We start from the raw sequence: 12,659 nt of genomic DNA on the forward strand, positions 1-12,659 counted from the left end.
GGGAGAGGATTAAAGCCAGCAAACCCTAAGGGCTTGCTGGCTGTATGGTCGTGTGAAAATGCTAATGAGTTAGGCTTAGTCAGCACTACCTGCGGCAGCTACTTGAGCATTACCGACATGACCGGTGTTACCATTAAAGCGATTGAAGTTAGTAAAGCCGGTGTCAAATAGGTCTTTAACTTCATAGAGTTTAAAGGTTTGTGTATCGCCTTTACTGGAGATAGAGCCATCTAGTTTTTGGAGTACACCACCCCCTTGGGCTTTATCACCGGTTTCACCATCGCGTTTTTTGCCATTACCATCAGCCGTTTGACCCCAGAAGCCGTGAGGTAAAACGCCATCTGCAGCAACGTTACTGCTCTTGAATTTTAACGCTAATTCGCCACTTGAAGGGCCGGCACCGATTTCATACTCAGGTGTTTTAATGGTGACTTGATTGCCTTGCTTTTTAACAGCGCTTGAACCTAATTGATAAGTCCCATCTTTCATTTGCTCATTGTTAATGGTTAACTCACCTTTTTCAGTAACCTTAACGTTATAAGTACCATTTTCATTTTGAATGGTAGCACCAATAGCCCCCATGAGGGTTTGATTGGAGCCTTTAGCTCTAAAGGCAGCATTGAGCTGGAAGCCTTTGTCACTGATGATATTGAAGGTTTTGCCTGCTTCACCCTTAATATCATATTTCTCACCATCGGCACCAACAAAGTGAGGGTCACCCCAAATGGTGGCACCATGACCAATAGAAACGGGGGCGATAGGAGCGGGAGCCGGAACTGGAACAGGCACCGGCATAGGTACTGGAACAGGCACGGGTACAGGGATTTGTGTAATAACACTACCGCCTCCTCCCCAACCGCCCCAACCATTCATGCCGTTCATGCCGTTCATGCCGTTCATGCCGTTCATGCCGTTCATGCCGTTCATGCCGTTCATGCCGTTCATGCCGTTCATGCCGTTCATGCCATTTGTGCCGCCCCAGCCACTCCAGCCATTCATGCCATTCCAGCCGGTTCCACCATTACCACCCCAACCAAGTGATACTGAGCCGCTAGTGCCACCTTGACCAAATGAGGAGAGCATTTGTGAAATTAGATTCATGATTGATGGGCTGATACTAGAGCTACCACCGCTTGATTGGCTAGGAGTGCTAACAGAGCTAGCACCACCTAGTAAACTGGGGATACTAGCAGAACCACTACCACTGGATTGGTTAGTAGAGCTGCCGCCACTTAATAGGCTGGATAGGTTGGATAAACTTGGCATGCTAGTAGAGCTGCCGCCGCTTGATTGGCTAGTAGAACTACCACCACTTAATAGGCTGGATAAATTAGATAAACTCGGCATGCTAGTAGAGCTACCACCGCTTGATTGGCTAGTAGAACTACCACCACTTAATAGGCTGGATAAATTAGATAAACTCGGCATGCTAGTAGAGCTAGCACCACTTAATAAACTTGTCCCACCACGAATAGTAGGGAGGGTATTAGTTAAAGTGGAGTTAGTAGTCACCGGGCGTTGTGTTATCGTGTTATTCATAACGTATACCTGAAATAAAATGAAAAACCATTAGTATTAATTTCTAACTGAGGATATTCACTAAGTAGTAAGGTATATTAAATTGAATAGTAATTTAGTTGTAAATGTTATGTGTAACAATATTGAGTTATCCATTTGCAAACTTTAAATAACCCCTATCAACACATAATATATATGTTATTAACGTCCATATTAATTAAAATATATCGCGAACATTACTTACTTTACTTCCTGTTAGATAGCACTATTTAGATATTCCTAGGGGTTGTGCGACAATATTTTTTAGATAGGCTGTCAACATCTAGCTATGAAAGGTAGCGTATTGTACCCGATTCAGGTATTTACTTTTTAAGCAATAAAAGTCACTATAATTTTTTAATGACCGCCTATAAAAATATTGTATGACATATGTTTCAATAGGAATAAGTTTTTTCTTATTCAATTAGTTTAAGTTTTAATTAATTTACAGCAAGATAGCACTCAAGGTATGCTCTCTGACTTTTTATGGAGAGGGTAACTTATGGATGGTAGCTTAGGTTTGGGATTTTTATCCGGTGATGTGGTAGTAATACTAGTCGCTTTAGCTGTACTTGCAGGCTGGGTGGATTCTATTGGTGGGGGCGGCGGATTAATTACATTACCAGCTTTGTTATGGGCAGGTATTCCCCCTGTGCAGGTATTAGCAACTAATAAATTACAAAGCAGTTTTGGCTCATTGACGGCTACTTTAAACTATACGCGCCAAGGTTTATTAAAGCCGAGTGATTATAAGTTGGCGGTATTATTAACTTTTATCGGGTCAGTTTTAGGCGCTTTAACGGTACAACAATTGGATAGCTCTATTTTAAATAAAGTGATTCCATTTTTAATGATTTTATTTGCTTTATACTTTATTTTTGCCCCCTCTTTAAATGATCAAGAGCGTCAGCGCCGAATTAGCCATACGGGGTTTGCCATTATTATCGGGACAGGGGTTGGCTTTTATGATGGCTTTTTTGGTCCAGGAACAGGAACATTTTTTGTTATGGCAGCGGTGTTATTATTAGGGTTAGGAATTCAGCGGGCGACAGGTTTAACTAAATTACTTAATTTCACCAGTAACTTAGCAGCCTTGATAGTTTTTGCCTTACATGGTGAGGTATTATGGGTATTAGGTTTACTAATGGGGCTAGGGCAAATAGCCGGAAGCTTTATAGGATCACAAATGGCGAGTAAGCATGGAGCTAAATTAATTCGCCCGGTTTTAATTGTGGTATCCCTAGTGGTATCCGTCAAGCTATTGATTTTTAGCTAATCAACACAGTGAGAATGACCCTCTACTAAGCGTATTTACTATACATCGTACGGTGGCAAGTAGTCTCTGGGCAGAAAGATCACCGACGAGGTAGAAGGCCATCCTCGCTATGCTGATTAGAGGTCCTATTTGACGAATAATCTTTAGCGTGTTGTCTACATAAATAGCATATTTTTTTGAAAAGTAAAGTGCGCTTTGATTAATTTTTTGGCCTAAAATAACAGCAGAGCGCTTGATTTTTATCATAATAACGGGTGGCATCAGGGGGTATAAACCACCCGTTAAACGGTAGGAAAAATACGACTATTGGTTAATGACGCGGCAGCAACCGGATACTACTTGGCGCTCATCCAAGGATCCGGTAAGGCTGTAGTTATAAGACGCATTACCTACCGAGCAAGACGCTACCTTTTGTAGAAAGAGCTGGGTCGTGCGTTGATCTTTTTTGCCTCCGACCATGGCAATGCTGGATTGATTAGCGGATTGTTGGCGGAAGGTAACCGGAACCGTATACGATTTTTTACTAGGATCGATGACATGTACACTGGTGGCACTAATGTGAATAGTCCAGCGTGGCTCGGCTCCCATACAACTCATCACCACGCGTTTTGCCGTTTGAGGTTTAGCAGGTGCTGATGCTTGAGGTTTGTGTGTATTGGCAGCTACCGTGCCAGATTCTGCGACGAGATAACGTTGATTAACCCAACCTTCTACACCAGCCCAAGTCACTTGCTTCCAAGTGCTAGAGCCTTGAGTGGCTTGCTTACCCGTAGCGATAACGCCTTTGCCATTAAAGGGGAGTACCGCCGTCACAGGGTAGTTGACACCAGGGCCTGAGCGTACATTGAGATTATCGTTAGGGGTAATACGTGTCACTGAATAGACACGGCTTTGCTTATCTACTTGAGTGGTCGATGCGGATAAAGGTGCAGCAGTAGCTAGCAAAATACTGGTAGTTAAAAGAGTGGTTAATAATTTCATGGAGACTCCTATCAAATCAACTTCCTATTGAACAGCAACACAAATGAATAGTTTTTGAGCTAAACTACGAGTAGTGTTGTGGACGTGCCTACTAGTGTAATGGCATTTATGAAAATATCTGCATTAAAAAACTATTTTTGAGTAGATTAGGGATTTTTTTGCTCTATTTTTGAACAGACTCCTATAAAAATGGCCGTCTAGCAGGCTCTACTAAATTAAACCAAGGCTGTGATATATAGTGGTGAGTGTGTAGCTGACCCCTATTAACGAAGGATGACCCCATGATCCGACCTGCTAGAGTAGCCCCTGAAGCTACTGCTCATCATTACTATCAACAAGCAGTAATTTTATATAAACAAAGATACTATCCTGAAGCATTAAAACAGTTGGCATTGGGTCTGCAAGTCGATGCGGATTATAAATTACTTTATTTATTAGCCAGAGATATCTTTGCTAAATTAAATGGAGCAGAAGAGCGGCGCTTATTTGCCATTGCCTTAAGTGACTTTAATCAGTTTCAAGCCTTTTTTGATTTAGGCTATCATTTTATTGATACCGAGCACTATGAGTTAGCAGCAGCTTTACTCGAAAAAGCCTTAAAACTAGCCCCGACTAATATCGATGCAGCCTATGAGTTGGCTTTTGCCTATATGGCACGCTTTAAGAATCAAGAAGCTTTAGCGGCATTGAGTAAGGTAGATTATGAAAGCGATTTTTGGGCAGCCTATTTATACTATCAATGTAAGCTATGGTTGAAGCAACCTGAGGGTATTATTGAGTTTATTGATGATGTACAGTTATTACTGGATAATAAAAAGCTCAATGAATCGGCTGATTTGATTCAAGATAAAGTGACCGAGCTACAAGAAAGTTTAAAGCGTTATCAGCAAGTAAGCTTTAATGATCAAGTGCCTATTCGAGAATGGCACTTTGTACAATATGGTTGTGCTATTTTAGCTTATAACGAAGAAAATACTGCTATTGCGGGGGGGCGTTATACTCATTTAGTAGGTGATTTATCTTTTGTACATTTAATTTTAGATAACTTAACCCGATATTTAGCTAGCACTCAGCGTATCCCTAAAAAAATAGTCGCTTTACCCGATCCTGAGTCAATGTTATTAGGTTTAGTATTAGCAGAGTTACTACAGCTACCTTGTAACCTATTGGAAATCATGGAGGATTTTACGGATTGCTTAGTAGTGGCAGCAGATAGTCAATCATTTAATGGTATTGAGCCATTGATTGATATTTTACCTAATCAAACCGTATTTGCTTTGCATCATACTTGGCTAAGCCGCTCAATGATTATACCCGATGTAGTAGGGGTTATTAGTCAATTTTATACCTCACCATGGTCTGAGTTAGGTTTAACAGACGATAGTGAAATGCTCACAGGGTTGACAAAGCGTATCTTAGCTGCTTCTATTGAACGAAAAACTAGTTTTGATAGACATCTCACTTTTTATCAGCAACACGCGGAGTGGTTAAAAGGTGGGAAACTAGGCGGAAATAAACGCTCGCCTTATAGCATTGAAAGCCCTATTGGTGGTGAGTATTATTTTTGATTGATGGTGCTTATATAGAATCAAAAAAATAATTAAACGATGAACCTATTATTTTTTATACCTCTTGTCTTTTAAACTTTACCGCTTATCCATTTTGGATCTTAAATTATGGCGTAATGATTAAACTCTATAGCTATCACTTACCCAATTTAAAACAACTGATCTGAAAAGGAGTTCTGGCTTATGAAAGCAACAACAACATTAAGTGGTTTAGTAGCAAGTGCTGTATTAGCAGTGTCTATGATTGCACCCGGTACAGCAAGTGCTGCGAGTAAGCCTAATCCAGCTTGCAAAAAAGCGGAGAAACAGTTGACTGCTAAAATTAAGCGTTTAAAAAGAATGGCGGCTGAGCGTCGTAGCAAAGGGGATGCTTATGGTGAGCGTCGCTTAAAAAGCCTAGCTAATGTGATTGCTGCACACCGTGGTAATTTACCTTGCGTAAATAAACAAACCTGCGGTATCTAATGTCTTCCTCTACCCCGCTCATGCTTTAGGCTGAGCGGGGTTTCTATTTATAGTTCTTTGATATGATGGATTAAGTCATTAGCGGCTGCTTGACCATCACCATAGAGCATTCGGCAATTATCCGCATAGAATAAATGATTTTCTACACCAGAAAAGCCTGCCCCTTGACCGCGTTTAATCACAATGACATTTTTAGCGTCTTGTGCATTTAAAATCGGCATACCATAAATGGGGCTCGCAGGATCGGTTAATGCCACCGGATTAACGACATCATTAGCCCCAATGACTACTGCGACATCGGCTGTTTTAAATTCCTCATTAATTTCATCTAGGTCATAAATTAAATCATAAGGAACCCCAGCTTCGGCGAGTAATACATTCATATGTCCGGGCATACGTCCTGCGACGGGATGAATAGCAAATTTCACCATCACACCGCGTTGTTGCAGTAATTTGCACAGTTCCCAGACTTTATGTTGTGCCTGAGCGACTGCCATACCATAGCCCGGAATGACTATCACTTTTTCAGCAAAGGCGAGCATAATCGCACTATCTTGGGCTTCAATCGCCTTCATGGAGCCAGCAATGGGCTTTTCTTCACCAGAGCTGGTACCAAATTGGCTAAAGAGCACATTGCTAATGGGGCGATTCATGGCTTTAGCCATTAATTGAGTCAATAAAGTACCCGCTGAGCCGACGACCATACCGGCAATCATCATGGCAGGATTATCTAATACATAGCCCTCAAAGCCGACCGCTAAACCCGTAAAGGCATTATAAAGTGAAATCACCACGGGCATATCCGCTCCACCAATCGGTAGCGTCATTAATACCCCAAAAGCGAGTGCTGCTACAAAGAAGAGGGCGAGGATAAACAAGCTATAGTCATTACCACTGAAGATAATCACTAACCCTAATAACACCGCCACAGCAAACACAACACCATTGATTAATTGCTGATTGGGAAAACGAATACTAGCGCGGAAGGCTTTAATCCCTTGTAATTTAGCAAAGGCAATGCCTGAACCTGCAAACGCAATCGCACCAATTAAAGCCCCTACTACCGCTAGTGTTTGTACACCCGTACTTAGACCATGATGTTTCATCAGCTCCACGGCGGCAATCGCGGCAGCCGCACCCCCACCCATACCATTATAAAGGGCAATCATTTGCGGCATATCGGTCATGGCGACCGTTTTAGCACTCTTCCAAGCAAGACCACCGCCAATCGCAATCGCTAAAATGATCAGAATATAATTGGTATTAATGCTAGGATGAACAAAGGTCACGACGGTGGCTAATACCATCCCCGCGCCCGCCCATTGAATCCCGCGTTGCGCGGTCGTAGGCGAGGCCATTTGCTTTAAGCCAATAATAAACAGCACCGCAGCGATATAATAGGCCAGTTCTACTATAAAGTTCATGAGCGTTTACCTCCTTTGCTGGTTTGGAACATTTCCAGCATGCGCTCAGTGACCACATAGCCACCCACAGCATTACCGGCGGCGAGTAATACCGCAATAAAACCAACGATTTGTTGTCCCACACTCTCCGCTTGACCCAGAGCGACCATGGCACCGACTAGAACAATACCGTGGATAAAGTTAGAGCCAGACATTAAGGGGGTATGTAAAATCACCGGAACTTTAGAAATAACCTCATAGCCCGTAAACGCGGCTAGCGTAAAAATATAAAGAGCAATCCAACCTTCCATTTAAGCCTCCGCAGCGCGGCGTACCGCCTCATTTGCAATCTTACCTTGATGCGTTAATAACGAACCCGCAATAATTTCATCATTGAAATCAGGCTGATAGTTGCCATCCTTCAGTGATAAGCTCAAAAAGCTCAAGAGGTTTTTGGCATACATTTCACTGGCATGGGTGGGGAGTTGGCTCGGAACATTCAGCGGGGCATGAATCGTGACATAGTGCTGAGTGATGGTATGTCCGGGGACACTTAATACACAGTTGCCTCCGCCTTCGGCAGCAATATCAATAATCACCGCACCCGCTTTCATGACTTTAACCATTTCCGCCGTAATGATTTTGGGCGAGGGGCGACCCGGAATCGCTGCGGTGGTAATCAGCACATCGGCACTAGCAAAATATTGTGCTAACTCCGCTTGTTGCTGAGCTTGCTCTTCGGCGGTGAGTTCACGCGCATAGCCGCCACTGCCTTCGGCTTTAATCCCTAGCTCAATAAACTTAGCTCCAAGGGATTGCACCTGTTCTTTCGTCGCAGAGCGTACATCATAGGCCTCGACAATTGCCCCTAAGCGCCGTGCGGTAGCGATTGCTTGTAAACCGGCTACACCTGCACCAATGACAATTACTTTAGCCGGGCGAATCGTACCCGCAGCGGTGGTGAGCATAGGGAAAAAACGACTCGCTAAGTCCGCACCCATAATCGCCGCCTTATAACCTGCGACTGATGCTTGTGACGACAATACATCCATGGCTTGAGCGCGGGAAATACGCGGGATGAGTTCCATGGCAAAGCTGGTGATGCCGCGTGCGGCGAGTGCTTTCACCTGCTCCAAGCGTTGATAGGGATTGAGCATGCCAATCAAAATACTATTCGGCTTGAGTAGGGCTATCTCCTCAAGGCGGGGCATTTGTACCGTGAGGGTAATATCAGCATTATAGAGGTCTGCTTTAGGGCTAATAGTCACCCCTTGAAAGGCAGTGTCCGGGTAGTGGGCATGAGTACCGGCACCCTGTTCGAGCAACACTTGAGCACCGAGTTTAAGCAGTTTGGTGGCGACACTGGGTTCAAGGGCAACCCGTTTTTCGCCGGGGGTCGTTTCTTTAGGAATCGCTATGGTAGTTGACACAATTGTTTATCCTCCCATGTGTAACTGTGACCGCATCATCATATAACAAATTTTGCTAAAAAGTTTGGCGGCTTAAGGGAGGCGTGTGCTATCTATTGCTAGCTAGTACTTTGTCCCTATACGGTGTATGGATTAAGGAGGTTGGGATGTTCATTTTTGATCAGGAAGAGCAATTTGAAACTTGACCCTACGACGGGCGACTACTGATTCATTAGGAATCATGGCCTCTGTTATATTTCTATCTAGGTCTATTAAGGTGATACCACGATAGGTTGTTAATAACACAATACTATCGCTTAATTTGATCATGCTATTGGGGAAATTACGGTACCACCCTTTTACACTCATTAGCTTTTGACTATAGGATTTCGCATTAGCTCTATAAATGAGTTTAACGAGTTCACCCTTAAACGTTACAAATAAAAACTCGCCTTTTTCTTCATTTAGTACAATAGCTTGAGTAATCGCAATATCCCAATCTATTATTTTTCTAAGATAAGGTTTTTTGCCCTTAACATTAATTTCATATACACCTCTTCCCGATGATGCAACGCTAGTTAGCTCACCACCAACAGAAGTAAATGCCACCGCCTTTTTATTCAATAATAGCAAGGATATAGTTCTTTCTGGTAAAACTAACTTTTTCTTATTGTTTAATAATAATGTGACAAAGCCACTGTTTTTGTTCCAGCCATTTTCATTATTTTTGCATATTATATATTTATCTAGTTTATTACAGGTGTCTGTTTTCTTGGTATCGTAATCTTCAGTATTATTAATAGATAGAATGTTATTGCTTAAGCTAGCATTGATAGCATTTATATTTCTTTCTTTTAGCCATAATCGGATTCTATTGACCTGAAAGTTGCTTTTTGTAGATAAAGTTATATCACCAAGGCTTATAAAGCCATGGCGAATGAATTGATTTTTCATATAGAAAAATAGTTTATCATCGGCATTGCCATTCACGCTCCAACACTCAACGACTGATAAGCACAATATTAACCTCCTAAATAAATAGGCGACATAGTTAAACTAAATTCTATTTATTTTTTATTAAAAATCAATAGGTTATAATTTGTTCTATCTACTATTTAATTGGTGGGTTAATAAATATCTTATTATAACTTTCATAATGAGCGTCCATTAAAATGAAAAGAATTAAGGCTCTTTGGGATTTTCCGTGGTAATGATCAATTTTTGATCAGATTAAGGGCAAAACTTAGCAAACTGAACATCTCAACTTGTTGATTTCGTTAAGAAGAATTATCCAACAGAATAATGAGAAAGGTTCTCACCACGGAAGATCCTGAAGAGCCAGAAGTAATTCCAGACTCGTGAATAAGACTGAGGTCTTGTTTTAAGTGTGGGCGCTGCAACCTAGAGATGTCAATGCTGTTAGGAATATTCTCGTGCTGCTTCACGCCTGTTATTTAACCCGCTGGTAATTGGCATGAATGATTATAGGTGAGTGTTGTTTTACGTGCTGATCGCGCTAGCGGGTAGGCACAAAACCTTTAGGGGTTAGGGTCATTTGATCGAGGGCTAAACCGGATTGTTGTGCTTCATTTAATACCGACTCACTCAGTTGCTGGAGCAACGAGGGATTAGAGTGTACGTGGGTCAGTGTGGTATCCAGCAGTAGCGCTTGGAGTAATAAAGTTTCAGCTAATTCTTGTTTACTGCCATCCGGCGTGGTTTTAAATACCCCAGTTTTTAAGAGTGCTTGGGTGGCTTGTTGGCGTACTGCTTGTGCGGTTTCACGGTTCAACTCATAAGGCTTGCCTTGTGCCGCTTGCCACATACTCACCCACCACACCGTATACGCATCAGCTAAATGCGTGACGGTTAGATTCTTAGCCGCCAGAGTGGTTTCGATGGTGGCAATAATATCGCCTTGTGCTTGTAGGGTGATAAGTGCCTCAGCGCCTAAGGGGTTTTGGCTTTGGATTCTATCGATAAACTGTTGGGTGAATTGACGGCGCAAGTTTAAATCGGCTTTAAAACTTAAATAATCCACCTCTGGCTGGGGAGGTGTGGGCTGGGTATCTGTTGGTGCGGCTGCCATCCTAAGGGAATGCAAAGCATCTGTTTTAGCAATAGGGTGTTTATAACTCGCATAAGAATTGACCATTGTGAGATGTAAAGTCACTAATAACTTGACAGGTAAGACTATTTTTATGCTTCTCATCTCGTGGGTCTCAATTATTAAGGCGTGTACTGAGTGTAGTGAGTCGCATCATTATTAGGGGGGAGACTAAAGGGGCTAATAGCTTAAGCGTAGGGGATTCAACGATAGGTGGTAAAGCTTTAGTGCATCCCTCCTTAAGATAGCTATAATTCCCGCACTATTTGGCTTGAGTATTCCCTATGAAACAACATCCGCGCTTCACTGCTTTATATCCCCATACTCACTCAAAAATCCTCACCGCACGTCAAGCCGTGAGTCTGATTCAAGAAAACGATACCGTCGCTACAGGGGGCTTTATTGGTATTGGATTTGCAGAGAATATTGCCGTAGCCATCGAGCAGCGCTATGTCGAGAGTCAAGAACCTAAAAACCTCACCCTCGTCTATGCCGCTGGTCAAGGCGATGGTAAAGAGCGGGGGCTAAATCATTTTGGGCATAAGGGGTTAGTCAAGCGCGTGATCGGTGGGCATTGGGGCTTAGCACCGAAACTAGGTGCATTAGCAGCAGCCAATGCAATTGAGGCATGGAATTTACCGCAAGGGGTGATCTGTCATTTATTCCGCGATATTGCCGCCGGTAAGCCGGGCACTTTAACCCGTGTGGGATTAGGTACATTTGTTGATCCGCGCTTTGGGGGCGGTAAATTGAATGCGGTGACTCAGCAGGACTTAGTCCGGCTCCTAGAGATCGAGGGCGAGGAATATCTGCTCTATAAAAGTTTCCCGATTCAGGTGGGTATTATTCGGGGGACCACCGCTGATTTAGCGGGCAATATTAGTATGGAAAAAGAAGCCCTCACCCTAGAAGCGCAAGCGATTGCTATGGCAGCTCATAATAGTGGTGGCATTGTGATTGCTCAGGTCGAACGTATCACAGAGCGCGGTACGTTAAACCCTAAATTAGTCAAAGTGCCGGGCATATTAGTCGATGCCATTGTGGTAGCGGAAAAAGCCGAGTATCAGCATCAAACCTTTATTGAACCCTATAATCCGGCTTTTTCGGGTGAGTTACGTACTCCCGTGTCGGCGATGGCTCCGATGCCTTTGGATGAGCGCAAAATTATTGCCCGCCGTGCTGCGATGGAATTAGACGCGGGTGCTGTGGTGAATCTAGGGATTGGTATGCCCGAAGGGGTCGCAGCCGTGGCAGCAGAGGAGGATATTTTTAACCTCATGACCCTCACCGCTGAGCCGGGGGTGATTGGCGGAATTCCAGCCGGGGGTTTAAATTTTGGGGCGGCGATTAATACCCAAGCAATTTTAGACCAGCCGAATCAATTTGATTTTTATGACGGGGGCGGCCTCGATATTGCGGTCTTAGGCTTAGCGCAGGCCGATGAAGAGGGTAATCTCAATGTGAGTAAGTTTGGGGTGAAATTAGCGGGAGCGGGGGGCTTTATTAATATTTCTCAAACCGCCAAAAAGGTGGTGTTTGTGGGGACTTTCACCGCTGGAGCTTTAGAACTCGCTATCCATAATCAAGCACTTCAGATTATCCAAGAAGGTAAAACGCGCAAATTTGTTAAAACCGTCGAGCATCGCACCTTTAGCGGGCGAGTCGCCTTTGCCTCTAAGCGTCCAGTGTTATATATCACTGAGCGAGCGGTGTTTCGCTTATGTGCAACGGGTATAGAGCTGATTGAGCTGGCCCCCGGAATGGATTTAGAGCGCGATATCTTGGCACAAATGGATTTTAAACCCGCGCTTGCGCCTGATCTAAAGCTCATGGATGCACGTATTTTTGCGGATCAACCCATGGGCTTAAAAGCAGATTTAGCGGGGTAATGTG

The 12,659-nt window shown here is 43.3% G+C and carries 11 protein-coding genes; 4 read left to right on the forward strand and 7 right to left on the reverse strand.

Annotation, left to right across the window (positions count from 1 at the left end; genetic code table 11):
- Positions 1-75: 75 nt before the first annotated feature.
- Positions 76-1,539 (reverse strand): hypothetical protein, encoded by a 1,464-nt coding sequence (locus A3IK_RS20480; protein ID WP_162596665.1) that lies wholly within the window; start codon positions 1,537-1,539, stop codon positions 76-78.
- A 520-nt stretch (positions 1,540-2,059) separates the two neighbouring features.
- Between A3IK_RS20480 and A3IK_RS0114120 the strand changes: the two genes are divergently transcribed.
- Positions 2,060-2,833: a TSUP family transporter gene (locus A3IK_RS0114120; protein ID WP_020560632.1), complete on the forward strand. Its 774-nt coding sequence runs from the start codon at positions 2,060-2,062 to the stop codon at positions 2,831-2,833.
- Positions 2,834-3,136: 303 nt separating this feature from the next.
- Here A3IK_RS0114120 and A3IK_RS0114125 read toward each other — a convergent pair whose 3' ends face one another.
- Complete coding sequence (locus A3IK_RS0114125) at positions 3,137-3,814, reverse strand: SH3 domain-containing protein (RefSeq protein ID WP_020560633.1); 678 nt, start codon at positions 3,812-3,814, stop codon at positions 3,137-3,139.
- Between the two features lie 281 nt (positions 3,815-4,095).
- On the opposite strand from A3IK_RS0114125, the gene A3IK_RS0114130 reads away from it, so the two are divergent.
- Complete coding sequence (locus A3IK_RS0114130) at positions 4,096-5,382, forward strand: tetratricopeptide repeat protein (RefSeq protein ID WP_020560634.1); 1,287 nt, start codon at positions 4,096-4,098, stop codon at positions 5,380-5,382.
- Between the two features lie 183 nt (positions 5,383-5,565).
- Positions 5,566-5,847: a hypothetical protein gene (locus tag A3IK_RS0114135; protein WP_020560635.1), complete on the forward strand. Its 282-nt coding sequence runs from the start codon at positions 5,566-5,568 to the stop codon at positions 5,845-5,847.
- A gap of 47 nt (positions 5,848-5,894) precedes the next feature.
- Here the strand turns inward: A3IK_RS0114135 and A3IK_RS0114140 are convergent, their stop codons facing one another.
- From A3IK_RS0114140 to A3IK_RS0114160, 5 genes are all read right to left on the reverse strand, one after another.
- Positions 5,895-7,271, reverse strand: coding sequence for an NAD(P)(+) transhydrogenase (Re/Si-specific) subunit beta (locus A3IK_RS0114140; RefSeq protein WP_020560636.1), 1,377 nt, complete (start codon positions 7,269-7,271; stop codon positions 5,895-5,897).
- Entirely contained in the window at positions 7,268-7,561 is a 294-nt protein-coding gene (locus tag A3IK_RS0114145) for an NAD(P) transhydrogenase subunit alpha part 2 (protein WP_020560637.1), read from the reverse strand. The genes A3IK_RS0114140 and A3IK_RS0114145 overlap by 4 nt, the downstream gene beginning before the upstream one ends.
- Complete coding sequence (locus tag A3IK_RS0114150) at positions 7,562-8,680, reverse strand: Re/Si-specific NAD(P)(+) transhydrogenase subunit alpha (protein ID WP_020560638.1); 1,119 nt, start codon at positions 8,678-8,680, stop codon at positions 7,562-7,564.
- Positions 8,681-8,830: 150 nt separating this feature from the next.
- Positions 8,831-9,649 carry a hypothetical protein gene (locus tag A3IK_RS0114155; protein ID WP_162596666.1) on the reverse strand — a complete coding sequence of 273 codons (819 nt, stop codon included), beginning with the start codon at positions 9,647-9,649 and terminating at the stop codon, positions 8,831-8,833.
- A 526-nt stretch (positions 9,650-10,175) separates the two neighbouring features.
- Positions 10,176-10,871, reverse strand: a complete 696-nt coding sequence (locus A3IK_RS0114160; RefSeq protein ID WP_020560640.1) for a DUF6683 family protein — start codon at positions 10,869-10,871, stop codon at positions 10,176-10,178.
- 179 nt (positions 10,872-11,050) lie between these two features.
- Between A3IK_RS0114160 and A3IK_RS0114165 the strand changes: the two genes are divergently transcribed.
- Positions 11,051-12,655: an acyl CoA:acetate/3-ketoacid CoA transferase gene (locus A3IK_RS0114165; RefSeq protein ID WP_020560641.1), complete on the forward strand. Its 1,605-nt coding sequence runs from the start codon at positions 11,051-11,053 to the stop codon at positions 12,653-12,655.
- The last annotated feature ends 4 nt before the right edge of the window (positions 12,656-12,659 follow it).

It is taken from the genome of Thiofilum flexile DSM 14609 (assembly GCF_000380185.1).
Taxonomy (GTDB): Bacteria; Pseudomonadota; Gammaproteobacteria; order Thiotrichales; family Thiotrichaceae; genus Thiofilum; species Thiofilum flexile.